The sequence below is a fragment of the Hymenobacter crusticola genome, from assembly GCF_002154225.1.
Classification (GTDB): domain Bacteria; phylum Bacteroidota; class Bacteroidia; order Cytophagales; family Hymenobacteraceae; genus Hymenobacter; species Hymenobacter crusticola.
In genome coordinates this window covers 125,299-145,129 of sequence record NZ_MTSE01000005.1, presented here as the reverse complement: position 1 = coordinate 145,129, position 19,831 = coordinate 125,299, and the positions used below count along the sequence as shown (strand labels likewise).

General features: G+C 47.5%; 13 protein-coding genes. 5 read left to right on the top strand and 8 right to left on the bottom strand.

The window, feature by feature from the left end:
• Window positions 1-11 precede the first annotated feature (11 nt).
• The 8 genes from BXP70_RS11915 to mazG form a co-directional block, all read right to left on the bottom strand.
• Window positions 12-1,616: a tetratricopeptide repeat protein gene (locus BXP70_RS11915; RefSeq protein WP_086594304.1), complete on the bottom strand. Its 1,605-nt coding sequence runs from the start codon at window positions 1,614-1,616 to the stop codon at window positions 12-14.
• Between the two features lie 53 nt (window positions 1,617-1,669).
• On the bottom strand, window positions 1,670-2,632 hold the full coding sequence (locus BXP70_RS11910; protein WP_086594303.1) for a PstS family phosphate ABC transporter substrate-binding protein: 963 nt from the start codon (window positions 2,630-2,632) through the stop codon (window positions 1,670-1,672).
• Between the two features lie 439 nt (window positions 2,633-3,071).
• On the bottom strand, window positions 3,072-3,908 hold the full coding sequence (locus tag BXP70_RS11905; RefSeq protein WP_086594302.1) for an energy transducer TonB: 837 nt from the start codon (window positions 3,906-3,908) through the stop codon (window positions 3,072-3,074).
• Window positions 3,909-4,125: 217 nt separating this feature from the next.
• On the bottom strand, window positions 4,126-4,974 hold the full coding sequence (locus BXP70_RS11900) for an energy transducer TonB (protein WP_245849614.1): 849 nt from the start codon (window positions 4,972-4,974) through the stop codon (window positions 4,126-4,128).
• Entirely contained in the window at window positions 4,971-5,489 is a 519-nt protein-coding gene (locus BXP70_RS11895) for an ExbD/TolR family protein (protein ID WP_086594300.1), read from the bottom strand. The genes BXP70_RS11900 and BXP70_RS11895 overlap by 4 nt, the downstream gene beginning before the upstream one ends.
• A 19-nt stretch (window positions 5,490-5,508) precedes the next feature.
• Entirely contained in the window at window positions 5,509-6,135 is a 627-nt protein-coding gene (locus BXP70_RS11890; RefSeq protein ID WP_086594299.1) for an ExbD/TolR family protein, read from the bottom strand.
• A 67-nt stretch (window positions 6,136-6,202) separates the two neighbouring features.
• Window positions 6,203-7,078 carry a MotA/TolQ/ExbB proton channel family protein gene (locus BXP70_RS11885; RefSeq protein WP_086594298.1) on the bottom strand — a complete coding sequence of 292 codons (876 nt, stop codon included), beginning with the start codon at window positions 7,076-7,078 and terminating at the stop codon, window positions 6,203-6,205.
• Window positions 7,079-7,347: 269 nt separating this feature from the next.
• The gene (gene mazG, locus BXP70_RS11880) at window positions 7,348-8,187 is read right to left on the bottom strand and encodes a nucleoside triphosphate pyrophosphohydrolase (protein ID WP_086594509.1); all 840 of its coding nucleotides are present in this window, start codon (window positions 8,185-8,187) and stop codon (window positions 7,348-7,350) included.
• 162 nt (window positions 8,188-8,349) lie between these two features.
• Between mazG and glmM the strand changes: the two genes are divergently transcribed.
• From glmM to BXP70_RS11855, 5 genes are all read left to right on the top strand, one after another.
• Window positions 8,350-9,744: a phosphoglucosamine mutase gene (gene glmM, locus BXP70_RS11875; protein WP_086594508.1), complete on the top strand. Its 1,395-nt coding sequence runs from the start codon at window positions 8,350-8,352 to the stop codon at window positions 9,742-9,744.
• A gap of 183 nt (window positions 9,745-9,927) precedes the next feature.
• The gene (locus BXP70_RS11870; protein ID WP_245849613.1) at window positions 9,928-11,109 is read left to right on the top strand and encodes a cysteine desulfurase family protein; all 1,182 of its coding nucleotides are present in this window, start codon (window positions 9,928-9,930) and stop codon (window positions 11,107-11,109) included.
• A gap of 148 nt (window positions 11,110-11,257) precedes the next feature.
• Window positions 11,258-11,902 (top strand): hypothetical protein, encoded by a 645-nt coding sequence (locus BXP70_RS11865; protein ID WP_143436470.1) that lies wholly within the window; start codon window positions 11,258-11,260, stop codon window positions 11,900-11,902.
• Between the two features lie 54 nt (window positions 11,903-11,956).
• The gene (locus BXP70_RS11860) at window positions 11,957-12,442 is read left to right on the top strand and encodes a PRC-barrel domain-containing protein (RefSeq protein WP_086594295.1); all 486 of its coding nucleotides are present in this window, start codon (window positions 11,957-11,959) and stop codon (window positions 12,440-12,442) included.
• Window positions 12,443-13,088: 646 nt separating this feature from the next.
• Complete coding sequence (locus tag BXP70_RS11855) at window positions 13,089-19,829, top strand: type I polyketide synthase (protein ID WP_086594294.1); 6,741 nt, start codon at window positions 13,089-13,091, stop codon at window positions 19,827-19,829.
• The last annotated feature ends 2 nt before the right edge of the window (window positions 19,830-19,831 follow it).

Here is a 19,831-nt window from a genome sequence, read left to right as displayed (position 1 = left end):
ACTAGGCCAACTTATTTGCGAGCTGAAGTAGTCGTCTTTTTACCTTGGATCGATTCAATTCCTGCTTTTGCTCTTGCGTTGCTAGGATCTAGGGCAAGCAATTGTTGGTAATAGGGTAGGGCAGTGGCCTTATCACCTTTCTGGAAGTAATAATAACCTAGGTACTCGTAAGCTGTTGTCAAGCCATCCTTGTATTTCGCAGGATCAGCTTTGGCTAGCTCTACGTACTTCTCCCAGTAGGGTCTTGCTGTGCCTTGCTTGGAGTCCGGATCCATGTAGTAGGCATTGCTAGCTCGCATCTGATAACCCGGTGCATACGTTGGCCGAGCTGTTAGTACCAAATTATAGAGGCTGTCTGCCTGCTGGTACTGCTTATTACCACTGTAAGCAGTAGCTAGCAGTACTTGGTCAGTGAGCAGAGGCGTACCGGTGCCAATTTTAGCTTTATAAGCTGCAACGGCCTTGGCGTAATCTTTCTTCTGCATGTACGTTTGAGCCAAGGCGCCCTGAATTTCACTAGCGTCCTTAGGAGATGCTTGAGCGGCTTTCTGCAGGAGCGCTAACGCTTCGTCATCACGTCCGGCTTTCGACAGCATCTTACCATAGTACAGGTTGTCGTCTTTGATGAGCTTGTCGGCAGGTACCATTTTCATGTACTTATCCATTGCCGCCATCGCCTGATCATTCTGGCCCGTTTCGTACAAGGAATAAGCTAGCAGACGGTTCATCGCAATGTTGTTCGGCTCCTTCTGCAGCACCTTCTGAATTTCAGTTAGTGCCTCTGGGTACTTTTTCGTCAAGAATAAGAAAGAAGCGTACTCTGCATCCGTCTCCGACGAACGCTCAGCAACTTCTTGGTACTTCTTGAAGGTATCAAGGGCCAACTGATACTGATTAGCGAAATAATACATCTCGGCTAGATCGCGGTATGCAGGCGCATATTTCGGATCGAGGCTGATAGCCTTTTCGAAGTTAGTACGAGCTTCGTTGTAGTTCCGTGAACGGAAGTTCAACTCACCTTTCTTGTAATAAGCCTCTACGTTATTCGGGTCAGCCATGCTAGCACGTTCGTAGCTGTTCATGGCTTCACCACCACCCGCATCCGTTTTCTGGTAGATGTCGCCGCGGGCAATCATGAGCGCCGGCTCATCTTTTCCTTTATTAGCCTTCTGACCAGCATCGACATAGGTCGTAGCCTTTGTGATGTCTTTTACATCTGATTCAGCATAAGCTTGTGCAATCAGCGTAAAGATCTTGGCGTCTTTGCCTTTGCTAGCTTTTACGGCGTTGTCAAACTGCGCTTCAGCCTCAGCAGTTTTTCCTTGGGCTAGTGCAGCACGACCAGCAGCCACTAGGCTGAAAGCATCCTTGGGGTTTACCGGAACACGGTTAAAATAGTAAGCAGCTGAATCAGGTACTTCACGCAGTTGGTAAAGACGACCTAGCTCATATGCAGCTTCAGGTGAAGATCCTTGTTTCAGCAGCGAGGCACGAGCTTGACCAAACTGTTCAAGTTCGATGGCCTTTCGTGCGCTTTGTACGTCCTGAGCAACTACAGCAGAAGCTGAAACAGACAAGACAGCGAGGAGAGAAAGCTTCCAGGGCTTGGAGTTCATGAGCAAAAGGTTTGGTTTAAAAGCAGAAAAAAGCGTGTGAAAGGGAGAAAGAATTACAATTTATTGGTGTTTACAACCCTCATTTGACCAATGGCAGGCAGCAAACCGGCTTTCAAGATAATGAGTTGTCCTTGATTACCGGCAACGAACGAGGTAAAACCCGTTCCTAAACCTGCACGGGCCTCCCGACTAATGATGTACACCGTGCGAGTTAACGGGTACGTTTTCAGCGCTAAATAAGCTTGGTAAGGCTGCACATAGTCGTCTTGCTTCGATGGATTATTTTTAGTGCTTACACTTACTACTTGCACCTTTTTTAGGAAGGTTTGCACAGCAGCATCATCCCGGTCACTAATCCAGTTGGCACCTACAACGCCAATTGCATTTGGATGACTAGCAACATAATCGAGCAAGGCTGAGTTCGATTTTGCGGCAAAGGCGCGCGGTGTAAGAGCTGTTCCACGCGTCACCGAGTCCTGAATATAGCGTGTCGTGCTAGAGCGGTTGGCATCAAATACCACATTGATAGTAGCTAGGGCTTTCTTACCACTCACTTGCGACCACTGTTGCACCTTGCCCGTAAATATGTCACGCAACTGGGGCACACTCAACAGAGAATCAGGATTGCTAGGATGCACGATAATAGCTAAGCCATCCGTTGCAATTTTCGTAGCACGTGGCACTAGCTTCAGCCGATCAAACTCAGCGCGCTCTGCTGCGTTAAGCTCGCGCGTCAGAACAGCTAGTCTAACCTTATCATCAAGTAAATCCTGAAGTGCTTCTTGCTCAGGCTTGTAATAAGCTGTGACCTTGGCGCTCTGATAAAGCTTCTGGAAAGTATCCACTTCCGACTTAATGATAGGCGCAAAAGTTTCGTCTACGCTAATGGCAATACTACCACCAGTAGGTGTATCTGTCGCAGTAGCGGCGTTGCCATTCTGACCTTGATTACAAGCTGTGAACAGCGATACAGCCAATGTTAGGGCAACTCCAGTTTTGAGCAAATCAGCGTGCATTGTCGTATTATTTTGAAAACATCTGGCGGTAAGCCCGGACAAATCTAATGATTCCGTAAAATATGAATACGACTCCTAAAATGTGCCGGACCGTAGGCTGCAAGGGAAGCATTGTTGCTGGAGCTACCCACATAAACACTCCCAGCCCACAGTAGAGTACCGCCATAAACATGACGAAGTAGCGAATTAACCGCTGGGGTGATTGCCGGCCTAGGCGCTCCTCTGTGGAAAGACGATTAGACATGTAAGAAGAATGAAAAACAGGTGAGTTTACTATATAACGTGCGAATGCCGATAGATTGTTCGCCAAGCATGCGGAATAAACAAGGCTACTCATTCTATATGCTTCAAAACAGCAAAAAACAGCCGACTTATCACCAAGTCGGCTGTTTTGTTTTTCTAGGTGAGAGACCTTAAAGCTTCCTATTCTTATACTTCACTACTCATATTTGAAAGTGATAGGTAGGGTGTAACGCACAGAAACAGCATGGTTATTCTGACGACCAGGTTTCCAGGCAGGCATGCTACGTATTACTCTGATGGCTTCTTCGTCAGTGCCATAACCTAGGCCTTTCAATACTTCTACATCTGAGATAGAGCCATCAGCACTCACGACAAACGATACGAAAACTTTGCCTGCAATGCTATTAGCTAGGGCCGTGCTAGGATAATGCAAGTTGCGCTGCATATAGCGACGTAGTGCTTCTGGCCCACCCGTAAACTCAGGCATTACTTCCACGAAAGTGAAAGTGCCTGATGGTGCCACTTCTGTTGTTGTACTGCCGTTAGCTGTACCGGTTGTGTTAGTCGTGGTACTGTTAGTCGCTGTTGGGTCACCAGGTAATTCTTCTGCGCCAATTACGGCTCCAGGCTGTATGGTGGGAGGCGCTACATCAAGCTTCTTTACTTCCGGTTTTATTTTGTTATCTGCCACTACTTTAGGTGCGCTAGGCTGGGGATGAGCCTTCACCATTGGTGGATGGATTGCTTTGGGTTGTGCTATTGCTGGCTTCGCCTGCTGAGCCGGTAAAATAACGTGAAGAAGATCGATAACTTCTTTTTTAGGTGCAGCCACTGGTAGGGCTGCGGCAGGCCATAGTTGTTGTACTAACATAGGTATGGCGACTAACAAAAACGCTAAGGCGGAAGCGATAGTAACTGCTGTAGCTAAGTGCCGGTTGTAGAGCTTACGAAGTAAAAAGGCTCCGTAGGCTTTGTTCCGTCTTTCAAAGACGATGTCGTCAAGCGTGGCGGTGAGCAAGTTCAAAAAGGTCATGAGCTGTATGGGATTAAGGTGAATGGAAATTCGTACTCCGCATTACTCAAGCCTTACCTACTTCCACGATGCATCTGCTCCGGCTTTCAATACACTAACGTGCTATATTCTCGAAATAGTATGGTTGCTGCAGAAAAATAAAATGCAAAAAGCCCGAATTGAGCATCGCTCAGTCCGGGCTTTTTTAAATCACACTATGACAAGTTTGCTGTAAAGCTTACTTGATAGCAAATGTTACAGGTACTGTAAACGATACACTTACAGCACGTCCGTTTTGCTTACCAGGGGTGAAGCGAGGCAACGTCTTCACTGCTGCTACGGCAGCTTCGTCGCAACCTGACCCGATACCTTTCTGAACAGTTACGCCAGAAACTGCACCATCTGGACCTACAACGAAAGTAATGAATACTTTACCTTCAACCTGGTTACGTAAAGCGAGTGGTGGATACTTTGTGTTCTTCTGGATAGCAGCGAGAAGTGCATCGTTGCCGCCTGGGAACACTGGCATTTGCTCTACATAGGTGTAGACTTTGTTTTCTACAACCTCTTTTACAGGTTCAGCGCCAGTACCACCTTCGATACCGCTCAAGTCGGGGGGAGGTGGCGCATCCGTATTACCTTTTACGGTTTCGGTTGCAATCTGCTTACCCTCTAGTTCGTCTTGGTCTGGTACCTTTTCCTCTTTACGTACCTCTTCGTCACGCTTCACAACCGGAGGTGTAAATTTGATAGTTGATACTACCGGTGGCGGGGGTGGTGGTGCAGAGGGCGGCGGTGGCGGTGGCGGTGGCGGTGGGGGAGTAGCCGGATCCAAGGGTGGTGGCTGCATGAGCTCATTCACCTTCAGATTTTTTGGCTTTTCAACGATCTTTTCCTCGGGCTTTAGCATAGCCGCAATCAGCGGGAAGCTTACTCCGATAGCGAAAAGAGCCACTGCGATGAGCAATGCACGCGAGACGTTTTTGCCGTACAGGCGCCGGAGTACATACGCTCCATAGGCTTTGTTACGGCCCTCGAAGACGATGTCATCGAGGCTCGCTTTGGCTATTTGTGCGTTATCCATCATAGCCCTGAGCTTTTGATTAGGTCCGTGTCTTCTTTGCCTATGTTCACCAGCGCATACTTCTTTTGGTTCGTGATGTTCATCTCGTCAAGGATGTCCACCATGTTCTTGTAAGAAGCTTTTTCGGCTGGTTTGATCAGCACTACCAGATCAGGATTGCTTTTGTGTGCTAGTAAGATCTGGCGAATGCCATTCGCAGCATAATTGGTGAGTTTCAACTCAGGTTTGGAAGTTGCATCCACCAAACCATCGTAATAATATACTTTGTTGTTCTCTCCCAGTAACACGGTAAAAGCATTAGATGCCTTGATTTCCGATTGCTGCTCATTTTCTTTGGGCTTAACTGGCATGTTAAGCTGCATGACCGTCGGCTTGCTGAAGGTGGTTGTCAGCATGAAGAAGGTGAGGAGAAGAAAAGCTAGGTCCACCATCGGTGTCATGTCGATTTTGGTCGACATCTTCTTGGCTCGCTTCTTCCCACCTCCGCCGGAGTCGGCTTGTTGTTGGATTTCTGCCATTGTCTGCGGTCGGTTTAGTTTACTTCCCTGCTACACCTGGCTTGCCTTCCAGGTCCGTAATCAGGTTGAAACGGTTGATGTTCTTGTCCTGCAGAAGCTTGATGACCTTCTGTACCGTTGGTACGTCAGCAGCACCATCGCCACGAATGGCGATAAATGCGGGTTTTCCAAAAGCCTTGTAAGAGGCGCCCTGAGCGGCAACTACCCATTCCGTCAACTGGTTATTTACCGAGTCAATCGGAATACCTGGTTGTTTGATGGATTTGCGCTGCTCAGTGTCCCGGCTTAAGAAGTCGGGGAGCTGCTGTACGGGTACGCCAAAGCTGGCAATATTGGAGAAGTTTTTGGCCATGTTGGCATCAAATGAAACCCCAAACTTTGTTCCTACCCGTGCTAGCATATCAGCCTTTGGCTTAGCGTCGTCCATACCAAAGAATACCCGCTTATCCTTGTCAATGGAAATAATAATGACGTGGCTTTCGGGTAAGCGTATTTCGGACGTTGATGCTGGCGTGTCAACCACCACTTCCTCTTGCGGAGCAAATTTGGTGGTGAGCATGAAGAAGGTCACCAGCAGGAATGCCAAGTCCACCATCGGAGTCATATCCAACGAAGGGGACGTTCTGTGCGGTTTTACTTTAGGCATTTCTGGCGTGGTTAAATTGATTATTCAGAAACGTAGAGAAACAAGGTTTTAGTGCGTAAACCGCAACTTATGCCTTATAAGTTTCCGTTTCGCCGTGCTGAGCAGCAAACGTCTGAATGATGCTGAAACCTGCTTCGTCGATGCTGTAAGTGAGAGCGTCGATTTTGCTAGTGAAATAGTTGTAGGCAATGATGGCCAGAGCTGAAGTACCGATACCGAAAGCTGTATTGATCAAAGCTTCCGAAATACCAGTTGAAAGAGCAGCAGCATCAGGAGCACCAGCGTTTGCAAGAGCCGAGAAAGCGCGGATCATACCGAATACCGTACCTAGCAGACCGATAAGCGTTGCTACTGAAGCGATAGTCGACAGGATAACCAAGTTCTTCTCCAACATTGGAAGCTCCAATGCCGTTGATTCTTCGATTTCTTTTTGGATGGCCAGTACTTTCTGGTCTTTTTCCATTACACGGTCTTGCTCCATTTCTTTGTACTTGAGCAAGCCTGCTTTTACCACGTTAGCGACAGATCCCTTTTGCTGATCGCATACAGCAATAGCACCGTTGACGTCGTTGCTGTTCAGCTTTTGACGAATAGAACGGACGAAGCTTTCGATGCTCTTCGATCCTTTCGCTTTGCCAATCGTTAGCAGACGCTCAATAGTGAACGTAATTACCAGAATAAGAAGCGTGAGCAGGATCGGTACAATAAACCCTCCAGCGTAAATGGTACCCAAGATATTGCCGGGCAACGGCAAGTTCTCGTTGTTGCCGCCTTGGAAATTGGCGCCGTTACCTAAAACAAACTTGTAAAGTACAAGGGCAACTACAAAGGCCAGCGGAATAACGATGGCGGCGAATGCACCTCCACCGCCTTTTTCTTCGCTCTTAGGAGCTGAGGCAGCAGCGGGCCGTGCATTCTTGTTGATGGCATTCTTTTGTTCCATTGTTCCGGAGAATTAGGGTTTGGTGGTGAAAGGTGAATGAACTTGAACTGGGTAGAAAAAAGTGAATGAAAATGTGCTAAGCTTGAAAATTAACGTCTTTACTCACCCATACGCATGCCACTAGAGAGAAGCAAAAAACGTAGGTCTGCTCGTGTGCAAGGGACGCTTCAAAACAAGGCTAGCCTTGGCAAACCTAAATAAAATCAGAGTGCCCGCCAAATGAAATATGGGTTTAAACGCCGTAAAACAATAAACGACTTCAAAAAAATCTACTTCTCGGAAGGTGAATTGTTGGTGATCAGCGTGACACGTTTAGCTTGATCCCAATACTTATCCATTTCTGCAAGGGACAAGTCTGCTAGTTGGTGACCATCGCGGGCTGCTGCGGTTTCAATATACTGAAAACGCTGAATAAATTTTCGATTTGTACGTTCGAGTGCCTCTTCTGGGTTAATACCGGCGAAGCGCGCGAAGTTTACTAGTGAGAAAAGCAGGTCCCCAAATTCAGCGGCGGCGCGCTCTTGCGTTTCGGCCGTGGGGTTAATTTGAGAAAATTCTTCTCCAAACTCTTGCAGTTCTTCTTGCACCTTTTCCCACACCTGCTCAGGACGTTCCCAATCAAACCCAGCGCCTCTCGCTTTCTCCTGAATACGCATGGCTTTAACCAATGCTGGCAATGAGGTAGGCACTCCTCCTAAGACAGAAGTGTTTCCTTTTTCTTTTAGTTTGATCTGTTCCCAATTGCGCTTTACGTCTTCTTCCGTCTGCACCTTCGTGTCACCGTATATGTGCGGGTGCCGGAAAATGAGTTTATCACTTTGTGCATTTAAGACGTCAGCAATGTCAAATTGACCTGTTTCGGAGGCTATTTTCGCATAAAAGGTCAAGTGCAACATTACGTCACCTAATTCCTTTTTTACGTCTGTGAGATCATCGCGCAAAATGGCGTCCGAAAGCTCGTACGTTTCTTCAATGGTCAGGTGGCGCAGACTAGCCATGGTCTGTTTTTGGTCCCAGGGACACTCAGCACGCAAACGATCCAAGACGTCAAGCAACCGGCCGAACGCAGCTAGTTGTTGCGCCCGACGATTAGGCAACGTATTTTCCATTGAGCCAAATATACACATTCACTGTCCACAAAGCGTAGCTAGTACCTAGCAATTAGGTTGTAAATTCGCTGAAAGCAGCAGTTGCCTGATTTGATCAGGCCCTTTGTCGTGGGGAAGAATCATGTTTCGCTTACTTTTGCGCTTTCAAAAACAACCTTCCTTGTGGCACTGATCAAATCTATATCGGGTATTCGGGGTACTATTGGAGGCGCAGCCGGTGAAGGACTGACGCCTATTGACGTAGTTAAGTACGCAGCTGCCTTTGGGACATGGGTACTCACTACTACCCAAAACAATACAATTATCATCGGAAGGGATGCTCGCTTGTCGGGCGAGATGGTTAGCAAACTGGTTGCTGCTACGCTACAAGGATTAGGGATTAATGTTATCGACCTAGGTCTAAGTACTACCCCCACCGTAGAGCTAGCGGTACCAGCTAAGCAGGCCGGCGGCGGAATTATTCTCACTGCTTCTCATAATCCTAAGCAATGGAATGCTCTGAAACTGCTCAATAGTCAGGGAGAATTTATTTCCGATTCGGAAGGAAAACAAGTGTTAGCCCTTGGTGATACAGAAGCATTTTCTTTCGCCCCTGTAACCAAGCTAGGAAAATATAGCACCGATGACACGTTTCTAGAGAAGCATGTTCAGGCAATTCTCGCGTTGCCGTTGGTAGACGTAGACGCTATTAAAGCAAAAAACTTTCGAGTAGTAATTGACTGCGTCAACTCAAGTGGCGGTTTAGCGGTACCCTTGTTGTTAGAAGCATTGGGTGTGGAGCGCGTCGAAAAACTGTACTGCGAGCCAACGGGTGATTTTGCCCACAACCCAGAGCCGTTACCGGAAAATCTGCGTGACATTGCACGCATACTGGACAAGGGCAGCTATGACCTAGGTATCGTAGTAGATCCGGATGTAGACCGACTAGCGTTAGTAAGCGAAGATGGATCTATGTTCGGCGAGGAGTACACGCTGGTTGCTGTGGCTGATTATGTGCTTAAGCAGTACGGGGGAGGCAACACAGTAAGCAACCTGAGTAGCACGCGTGCGTTGCGTGATGTTACTGAAAAGCACGGAGGGCAGTATGCGGCGGCGGCTGTAGGAGAGGTGAACGTAGTGAATAAGATGAAGGAGACGGCAGCCGTTATTGGAGGCGAAGGAAATGGAGGAATTATTTTTCCTGAACTGCATTATGGGCGCGATGCTTTAGTCGGTATTGCTTTGTTCCTTACTCATCTGGCTAAATCTGGGCTGACGATGACCCGTCTGCGGTCAACTTACCCGAGCTACTACATATCGAAAAATAAGATTGAGCTAACGCCAGAAATTAATACAGACCAAGTATTAATCCAGATGCAACAGCGTTACGCTAAGCAGCCCATCAACACGATTGACGGGGTCAAAATAGAATTTGATAAAGAGTGGGTGCATCTGCGGCGGTCAAATACAGAGCCTATCATCCGCATCTATGCCGAATCAGATTCGAATGCCACTGCAGACCATTTGGCTAATAAGATCATTGCCGATATCAAAGAAATCATTTCGGTGAAAGCTTAGGTCATAGCCTATAGGTTTCGCTATGAGTAAAGCTAGGTGCCAAAACCAATAACCCTAAGCGAAACAGGACAGTGGCTTCGGTGCTTATAGAAAAGGATTCGGGCATGTGTGCTTGAATCCTTTTATTTTTGTATGAACCTTGTTATGTCTGACTAACAACAGGTTGCCTTTAACTTTTTGCCTATGACTGCTCTGGCTGGTTCTGCCATACCTACTGCGCCAAAAATGGTGTATTTCGACAATGCGGCTTCTACTCCGCTTGATCCGCAAGTGCTAGAGGCCATGTTACCCTTCATGCTGGAGCATGTTGGTAACCCCAGTAGCATTCATAGCCACGGCCGTAAGCTGCGCGCAGCTATCGAAAATGCCCGCAAAACTATTGCGCACCTAATCAATGCTGCGCCTGCCGAAGTGTTTTTTACTTCTGGTGGAACAGAAGGGGATAATTACGCTGCTGTTGGTAGCATTCGTACTCTAGGTTTACAGCACGCTATTACCTCACCACTGGAGCATCATGCCGTGTTGCATACGCTGGAATCGTTGGCAAAAGCAGGTGCTATTAAGCTAAGCTATGTGCGGCATGATGAGCGTGGACAGCTCGACCTAAGCCACCTAGAGGAATTATTGGCAACTCATCCTCGCTCTTTTGTGAGCCTGATGCATGCCAATAATGAAATTGGGAACCTCAACGATATCCAAACTATTGGGGAGGTCTGCCAGCGGCATGATGCCATTTTTCATACAGATACAGTGCAGACAATGGGGCATTACCCACACGATCTGCAGCAGTTGAAAGCACATTTTCTAGTTGGCTCAGCGCACAAACTGCACGGCCCTAAAGGTATCGGGTTTGTGTACAACCGTGCTGGAATTCATGTTGAACCGCTGCTACACGGTGGTTCGCAGGAGCGCAATGTGCGCGCAGGCACGGAGAATGTAGCGGGCATTGTTGGCCTCGCCAAAGCCCTAGAAATTGCCTATGCTGGTATGAACGACCATCAGCAACATATTCAAGGGCTAAAAGATCGATTCATCACAAAGCTCACGGCTGAAATAGAAGATGTGCAGTTTAATGGCACTTCTGCCGAAGCCGATAAAAGCTTGTATACGGTATTGAACGTGAGCTTACCGCCTTCTGAAATAAGCGAAATGCTGCTGTTCAATCTAGATATAAATAAAGTGTCGGTCTCGGGAGGCTCGGCCTGTACAAGTGGAGCTAACGCTGGGTCGCATGTGCTGACGGCTTTGGGAGCCGACCCGATGCGAGGAGCCATCCGTTTCTCAATGAGCAAGTATAACACAGCAGAAGAAGTAGATTTCGCCGTTGCACAGCTAGCTAAACTTTATCGCAAAATACCTGCGTAAAGTAAAGCCTCTTACAATTTGCATTTATAAAAAAGCTCCTCTTTTTCAGCATAAGAAAGAGGAGCTTTTTTATGCTAGTAGGTAGTGAAAGAATACCCATTTTTGATGGCGTTCGTACTTCGTAGCAAACTTCCTGGTCCGATGAGTTATGGCTGAGATAAATATTCAACGTAAAAAGTCTGCTCCTAGCCCATGGGTGCTAGTACTACTGTTGCTGCTTGTGCTAGGTATAATAGGTTATTTCCTCTTCCGGTCTAGCCCAAATAATCTGGAACAGTCTGTTACTCCATCTGCGACGAGTACAACTCCACCTTTAGATACAGTAGCCTCCACCAATATTACGCCGCCCACCGACGAAAGTGTGGCTGCTATGGCCGCTGAGGAGCCAACCGCTACCGCCGATGGCCTAGCTTCATTTGCTACCACACAAATCAATAACCCAGAGTATGGTCGTCGGGGCTTACGCATGCTTAGTGGATTGTTAATAAACCTAACTGACCGTGAAGATTTGCAGGACAGTGGGGTAAGCGAGAAGCGTGATAATTTAACTAGTGCAACTAGTCGCCTGGAAGAAACCGCGATGAGTCTAAGGCCTGGTTGTGTAGCGGCCGCGGCGCTTATTCAAGCCATACAGCAAAAAGCTTATCCGCAACTAGAGCGTCCGGTAGCTGAGCTTAATGAGCAGGCGCTGCAGCTAACGGGCCGAGCAGAAGCTACTGATAAAGAGCTGCTGCGAGACTTTTTCTTGAAAGCTGCCGAAATAACCAAGGTGGTAAGTCAGTCTGCCTCCTGAGATTATTCACAGAAAATCTATTGACTCGTAATTTAAGTCAAGCTAAGTAGAAGTATGGAGACTAGCACCAACTTTCCATCCGGACAAGGAATGCACTTACGTCGGTTACGTGATCTGTCTGATTTCGAAGTCGCGAGCAATAACCCTGATGTACGCGGATGGAGTGTACGAGGTAGTGACGGCAAAAAGTTTGGCGAAGTATACGAACTGATTGTAGAAGTAGAGGAGCTAAAGGTTCGCTACCTAGATATAGAGTTGGATCCGTCGTTGAATATCAATGAACGTGATCGGCATATCCTATTACCTATTGGGGTAGCTGCCTTGGATGAAGAGAGCGACAATGTATTTGTGCCTTCACTAACTAGTGAGTCAGTGTTGAATTATCCTCCTTTTGTAGAAATACAAATCACACGCGAGTATGAGCAAGCAATGCTCAAATCACTCAATCTGCCTCTACCATCTCACACAAGCACTAAGTTCTATAATCAGGCTTCTTTCGATGAGCAAGGGTTTTATCGGCGCAAACGGTCTGCTGGATAAAAACGGAATGACAGTGTATTTAGTCCGTAAGTACAACCAAGCTGGGATAAGAGCTTATAAAATATATAAAGTAACTATTGACAACTTGGTTGGCGATAAAGGATAAGATGAGTAGCCTATATATGCTACTTTCCTGCATTTAGCATTACTCTAATGCACAGCGTTGCTAGGTTTCATTTCTCAGAAGGAATGAATAAGTAACTGTAAGATAATGATTGGCAATTGTATTTTTTAAGTATATATTTTAATTAATGCTATTTAATAGCTAGAAGTTAATGTGTTTAGCTCATAAGTCAAGGTATCGTGTATTAGGCATCATTATCTAATTAGCAAGTCTAACTCAGCCTAGAAAAAGGTATTCGGTTAGCATAGGAGCTCATTTCAAGCACGTAGTACTAGCAATTACTAGCTAGGAGCTTTTCCAAGTAAAAGATCTGAAAGTGAACAAGCAGGCTTCTGTTTGCAATATGCTACGGCTTTGCCCACTGGCATAATAGTTGAACTTATTGAGTATTATTAAAAAATTTATATGTATTAATACATAATGTGTCTAGCTCGACGCTTGTCTTAAGCACGAAGTAGCTTGAGAACCTCTGGCTAGAGCGCATTGCTGTGTTGAGACCTGCAAACAGTTGAGCTTAAAACGATGAATGAATCTGCTGATACCTATACGAGTGTACAGGAGGGTGAGGAAGGAGTGTTTGTCCAACAGTTAGTTGAAGCAGGTGCTGCCAACTATCAAGAATTAATTGCTGTTGTAAGCCACGAAAAGAAAATAACCTATCGAGAGTTAAATGCCGCTGCTGATAAACTAAGTCACGCTATTTTATCTACTAACTACCATGATGAAATAATCGGCATCAGTAGTTCGCGTGGAGTAGAAATGATTATCGGAATACTGGCGATTCTGAAGGCCGGTAAAGCGTATCTCCCACTTGATCCTAGTTATCCTCAACAGCGTCTTGCTCAAATAATAGGCAATTCTAAAATCACGGCGTGCGTAGCTACAGCAAAAGATAATACCGTATTTGAATCAGCAGGTTTACAGGTAATAGCCTCCGATAAAGAGCATGCAACCCCTGCGCAAATTGTAGCGAGTAGAAGTGAAGTAGCTTACGTCTTATATACGTCTGGTTCTACAGGAACGCCTAAAGGTGTTTGCATGGGTCATAAGCCCCTTGTAAATCTGATTAGGTGGCAAAATAAAAATTCGACGGCGGCACGAAGCGCCCGAACTTTACAATTCGCACCTATAAGTTTTGACGTCTCTTTTCAGGAGATATTCGCCACGTTAAGCACTGGTGGAACGTTGTTTTTGATTGATGAAGAGACACGAGTAGATTTAGATAAACTCGTGTCTTTTATAGAAGATAAATCAATTAATAGAATATTTCTGCCATTTGTAGCGCTGCAGTACATGGCAGAAGCTGCAGTAAGTGCTCAACGCTTCCCGGCTTGCTTAAAAGAAGTAATGACAGCAGGGGAGCAGCTGAAAATAACGCCACAGCTAGTTGAGTTTTTTTCAAAATTACCAGGCTGTATTTTATACAACCAATACGGGCCAACGGAGTGCCACGTCGTTACGCAGCTAGTATTAGAGGGTGATGCTACAACATGGCCGTCGTTGCCAACAATTGGTAGCGCTATTGATAATACCACCCTTTTTATAGTCGATGATAAGCTAGCACTACTACCAGACGGAGAAGTAGGGGAGATTTGTATTAGCGGTGTTTGTTTGGCAGAAGGCTATCTAAACCAGCCAGCCTTAACCAAAGAAAAGTTCTGCTATTGGCGCAAGACCCCTGACGAGTTACTACGCATCTACCGTACGGGCGACCTAGGTCGTTTCTTGCCTGATGGTACTATCGAGTTTTTAGGTCGTAGAGATGATCAAGTTAAAATAAGAGGTTATCGGATTGAGCTAGCAGAAGTTGAAGTTGCTATAACTGAGCTAGGTGGTGTCAAGCAGGCAGTTGTGGTGGCACAAGAAACTGCAAGTGGTCAGAAACAACTGGTGGCGTATCTGGTAGCTTCTGCCACACAGCAAGATACGCCGGCTATCCGCAAGGCACTAGCAGCTAAGTTGCCCGATTATATGGTCCCATCTGCATTCATGTGGATGGATGATTTTCCGAAAACGAGTAGCGGAAAAGTCGATAAAAAGTTATTGCCTAAACTGGAGGGTAGACGACCAGAGTTAGCTACGTTATACCGGAAGCCAACGACACTTGTTGAGAAAAATATAGCCAGTACATTAAGTGAGCTTCTGGGTATAGATAAGGTTGGGCTAGATGATAATTTCTTTGAGCTAGGTGGAAATTCCCTATTAGCGCAAAGAACTGTTGCCGTCTTGAAGGGGCAGCATAATTACATTCTACCGGTTACTAAACTGTATCAATATCCTACTATTGAGAAGATAGTAACTTATTTATCGCAGCATTTATCTGTAAAAAATAAATTTGCTAAGAACAATATAAAACAGACAACTGATCGTGGTGATATTGCTGTGATTGGTATGTCTGGGCGATTCCCTGGTGCAGCTTCAATAGAAGAGTTGTGGGAAGTTTTGAAGCAAGGAAAAGAAACGACTAGCTTTTTCACAGATGCTGAATTAGATTCAACATTATCTCAGCGGCTTACTAGCGATCCGCTTTATGTAAAAGCACGAGGTGTACTTGATTCTGCTGATCAGTTTGATGCTTCCTTCTTTGGGATAAATGCAAAGCTAGCGGAAGCAATGGATCCGCAGCAACGTGTGTTTCTCGAAATTGCTTGGGAGGCGCTAGAGCAGACAGGTTATTTGCCAGCGCAATATGACGGACGAATAGGTGTATTCGCCGGTTGCGGAAATAATACTTATTACTGGCACAACATAGCGGGCAACCAAGAAGTAATAAATCGGGTTGGGAACTTTCAAATAATGACCGTTAATGAGAAGGATTACATTGCCTCTCGAACGGCCTATACACTGAATCTGAAAGGGCCAGCCGTAAGCGTTTATTCGGCTTGTTCCACTTCCTTGCTGGCCATTACACAGGCTGTACAAAGCATTCGTGATGGGCATTGTGACGCTGCCCTAGCTGGTGGGGCTAGCATTACGTCGCCCATTCGGAGTGGGCACCTGTATGAGGAAGGTGCCATGCTGAGCCCAGATGGTCATTGTCGCTCGTTTGATGCTGATGCGCAAGGAACTGTTTTCAGTGATGGCGCTGGAGTAGTATTATTGAAGAGTTTAGAGGCTGCCAAACGAGACGGTGATACCATTTATGCTATCATCAAAGGGGTAGGCGTGAACAATGATGGAAGCAACAAAGGCAGTTTTACAGCTCCCAATGCCGAAGGCCAAGCCGGCGCAATAGCAATGGCCATTGCTGATGCGCAGATTGAGCCTAGCTCAATTGGATATGTAGAAGCACACGGCACGGCGACCCCCCTTGGCGATCCAATCGAGATTGAAGGCTTATCGATGGCTTTTGGGGAGCAGGTACCAAAGCAATTTTGCGCCATTGGTTCCATCAAAAGCAATATGGGCCACCTGACGGCAGCCGCGGGAGTAGCAGGATTCATCAAAACGGTGCTTACGCTGCACCATAAGCAACTGCTACCATCATTAGGATTTGTAAAGCCAAATCCTGCTATTGATTTCTCTGCTAGTCCTTTCTTCGTCAACACAAGACTCTCAGCTTGGCAATCGCAGAGCGTGCGCCGAGCAGGAGTAAGTTCGTTTGGTGTGGGTGGCACGAATGTGCACGTAATACTGGAAGAGTGTGAAGAAGACAGCGCGCCGACAACGATGAGCCGGCCACTTCAGTTGGTCACGTGGTCTGCCAAGTCAACTGCTAGTCGCGACACTTATGGAAAGCTGTTGGCTAAGCATATCCGGCAAACGCCAGCGGTAGATCTGGCGGACCTATCATACACCTTGCATACTACCCGGCCTGCATTCAACCATCGGCGGTTCGCCCTAATTGCTAATCAGGAAGAGCTAGCTGAAGCACTGCTGACCACGAATGTGCCATCTGCTGAAATCAGCACTCTCAAAGCTAGGCCTGGTGAAACGGTATTCTTGTTCCCCGGACAAGGTTCACAGTACCTGCATATGGGCCGCGCCCTGTATGAGAACGAAGCAGTTTATCGGCAAGCAGTTGATGAGTGTGCGGAGCTGTTGCAAGTACACATTGGCACAGACATACGGCAGATTATCTTTCCTGAAACAAATAGCTCGGAAGCAGAAGAGCGCCTGAAAAATACACGCTATACGCAACCTGCTTTGTTCGTGACAGAGTATGCCGTAGCCAAGCTGTGGATGAGTTGGGGCGTTACACCTTCTATTTTCTGCGGGCATAGTATCGGTGAGTTTGTGGCAGCTCACTTGGCAGGCATCTTCACCTTGGCCGATGCCTTATTCCTTATTGCCACGCGCGGCCAGATGGTTAGCGAGCTTCCGCGGGGCAGTATGCTTTCGGTGCGAATGGAGGTAGAAAAAGTCATTGCACTTTTACCGCAGACCCTATCTATTGCTGCTATTAATGGTACGAAGCTCTGCGTAGTGGCCGGTCGCGATGAAGACGTTGCGACGTTTGCTAGAGTGCTCGATGGCCGTTCCATTCCGAACCGGGTGCTAGCTACTAGTCACGCCTTCCATTCTGCCATGATGGATCCGATCGTTGACGATTTCAAGCAGGTGGTGGCAAAAGTTTCACTGCATCAGCCCCAAAAGCCCATTGTTTCGGCGGTAAGCGGTACTTGGCTCACCGAAGCACAAGCAACCGATCCTAGCTATTGGGCCACACACCTGCGCGCAACTGTGCGGTTTGCCGACGCTCTAGAAACTGTGTTGGCACAAGAAGCGCCACTGCTGCTGGAGGTAGGGCCAGGCAATGTGACCGCTACACTGGCGCGCCAACAAGCAGGTAGTAGACCGGTGATAGTACTCGCTAGCCTAGCTGCTCCAAAAGATACGCAGGCCGAATACCAAGCCATTCTGAAGACCCTAGGGCAGCTATGGTTGAATGGCGTAGAGCCGAATTGGCATGCTTTCTATGCCGATCAAACAAGAAGAAAGATACTGCTACCTACCTACGCTTTCGACCGCAAACGCTGCTGGATCGATCCGCCGCAACAGCTTACCACAGCTAACAGCACCTCCGAACTGCTCATCCAAGAATTTGCATCTATCACGGAGACACACCTGCCAATTACAATGCGAAAAAGTATATTATTAACAAGAGTTAAAACTATACTGGAAGATGCTTCCGGTATTGAAATGGAAGGCGTAACGCCAGAAATGAGCTTTCTAGAAATCGGGCTCGATTCGCTCCTGTTGACGCAGGTGGTGCTAACGCTAAAAAGAGAATTTGGACTGCCTATTACCTTCCGGCAGCTCAACGAAGAGTATGCAACGCTTGACCTGCTGACTTCATATCTGGACAGTAGACTACCGGCAGATGCTTACCAGCCAGTACCTACCGTACCATCAACTACCTCAGCGGTTGCGCCAGTAGCTGTTAGCTTGCAGCCTATTGCTACGCAAATGGCACCAGTAACAATTACGCAGCTAGCTGCGCCGATTACGATACTGCCGAGCCCAGCTAGCTTGCCCGCCAGCAACGATTCACCTCTAGGTCTAATTGCCCAGCAGCTAAGCATTTTGGCTAAGCAGGTGAATATGCTCCAAGGCAGTGCACAAGTGGCGCCGGCAACAGCCCCCACTATAGTACCGACGGCTAGTGTGCCGGCTGAGTCAGTTATTGCAATACCTAGCCCTGCAGCAAAACCAAGTACGGCATTAACCGCGGATTTGACTCCCGAAGAAGCCGTCGAAATTAAAAAGCCTTTCGGGGCAGCTGCTCGCATCGAGCGTCAAACCATCGAGCTAAGCCCAGCGCAACAGAATTTTCTGCAGCAGCTTACGTTCCGTTATAATCAGAAGACGGCAGGTAGCAAAATCTACGCTCAGCAGCACCGTTCTTACATGGCTGACCCTCGAGTCGTGACGGGTTTCAAGCCGCTTACCAAGGAGATAGTTTACCCGATTGTGGTACACCGGTCGCGGGGTAGCCGCTTATGGGATGTGGATGGCAACGAGTACATTGACGTACTGAGCGGCTTTGGATCCAACCTGCTAGGCTACCAACCTAATATCATCAAGGATGCGCTTGCCGACCAGATTGAAAAGGGCTTTGAAGTTGGTCCGCAGCATGAACTCGCGGGTGAAGTAAGTCAACTTATTTGTGCTTTCACAGGCTTGGAGCGCGCTGCATTGTGCAATACTGGCTCCGAGGCGGTGCTAGGAGCTATGCGCATTGCGCGCACCGTTACAGGCCGCTCATTGATTGTTGCTTTTTCAGGTTCTTACCATGGGATCAATGACGAAGTGCTGATCCGAGGAACCAAGAAACTAAAGTCGTTTCCGGCGGCACCGGGTATTATGCCGGAGGCTGTGCAGAACATGCTGATTCTGGATTATGGCACGGAGGAAAGCCTACGCATTATTAGCGAGCGGGCCTCGGAGCTGGCAGCAGTGATGGTAGAGCCTGTGCAAAGCCGGCGTCCGGAGTTCCAGCCGATAGAGTTCTTAAAGAAGCTTCGGGCTATCACTGCTGCTGCGGGAACCGCCTTGGTCTTCGACGAAGTAATTACCGGTTTCCGAATGCATCCAGGTGGGGCGCAGGCTCTATTTGGTATCAAAGCTGACCTAGCTACCTACGGCAAAGTAATTGGCGGTGGGCTTCCCATTGGTGCAATTGCAGGCAAGAAAGAGTTTATGGATGCTCTGGATGGTGGCTTCTGGCAATACGGTGACGCCTCAGTTCCAGAAGCAGGAGTCACTTATTTTGCGGGCACATTCGTTCGGCACCCGCTGGCACTGGCCGCTGCTAAGGTATCGTTGAATTACATGAAGGAGCGTGGTGCCGCCTTGCAGCGCAGCCTAACCAACAAAGCGGAACGACTAGCGGAAACGCTAAACCGAGAGTTTGAGCGCCAAGCTTTACCCTTCTTCGTCGCTCAATTTGGCTCACTCTGGAAGATTAAGTTCAAGGAGGAAATACCATACAGTGAGTTGCTCTTCACGCTAATGCGCGAAAGAGGTGTTCACGTGTGGGATGGATTCCCGTGCTTCATGACCGAGGCACACACCGAAAAGGAAGTCGATACAATCATTGATTTATTCCTCGAGTGCGTAAATCAGATGATTGCGGTGGGCTTTTTCAAAGGAAACGGAGCGCCTACGCTAGCTGCCCCAACGACCAGCGGACTAGCTACTGCCACGAGCCAGCCACCGGTGCCGGGAGCAAAGCTAGGGCGTGATAAAGACGGCAATCCTGCTTGGTTTATCTCCGACCCAGAGCAGCCTGGCAAATACTTCCAAATCAAATCGTACTAAGC

Excerpts from the sequence above, each read along its gene's own strand:
- BXP70_RS11915 (WP_086594304.1), bottom strand. The coding sequence starts at position 1,616 with ATGAACTCCAAGCCCTGGAAGCTTTCTCTCCTCGCTGTCTTGTCTGTT.
- BXP70_RS11870 (WP_245849613.1), top strand. The coding sequence starts at position 9,928 with ATGACTGCTCTGGCTGGTTCTGCCATACCTACTGCGCCAAAAATGGTG.
- BXP70_RS11855 (WP_086594294.1), top strand. The coding sequence starts at position 13,089 with ATGAATGAATCTGCTGATACCTATACGAGTGTACAGGAGGGTGAGGAA.
- BXP70_RS11910 (WP_086594303.1), bottom strand. The coding sequence starts at position 2,632 with ATGCACGCTGATTTGCTCAAAACTGGAGTTGCCCTAACATTGGCTGTA.
- BXP70_RS11900 (WP_245849614.1), bottom strand. The coding sequence starts at position 4,974 with ATGATGGATAACGCACAAATAGCCAAAGCGAGCCTCGATGACATCGTC.
- BXP70_RS11905 (WP_086594302.1), bottom strand. The coding sequence starts at position 3,908 with ATGACCTTTTTGAACTTGCTCACCGCCACGCTTGACGACATCGTCTTT.
- BXP70_RS11885 (WP_086594298.1), bottom strand. The coding sequence starts at position 7,078 with ATGGAACAAAAGAATGCCATCAACAAGAATGCACGGCCCGCTGCTGCC.
- BXP70_RS11865 (WP_143436470.1), top strand. The coding sequence starts at position 11,258 with ATGGCTGAGATAAATATTCAACGTAAAAAGTCTGCTCCTAGCCCATGG.
- mazG (WP_086594509.1), bottom strand. The coding sequence starts at position 8,187 with ATGGAAAATACGTTGCCTAATCGTCGGGCGCAACAACTAGCTGCGTTC.
- BXP70_RS11860 (WP_086594295.1), top strand. The coding sequence starts at position 11,957 with ATGGAGACTAGCACCAACTTTCCATCCGGACAAGGAATGCACTTACGT.
- BXP70_RS11895 (WP_086594300.1), bottom strand. The coding sequence starts at position 5,489 with ATGGCAGAAATCCAACAACAAGCCGACTCCGGCGGAGGTGGGAAGAAG.
- BXP70_RS11890 (WP_086594299.1), bottom strand. The coding sequence starts at position 6,135 with ATGCCTAAAGTAAAACCGCACAGAACGTCCCCTTCGTTGGATATGACT.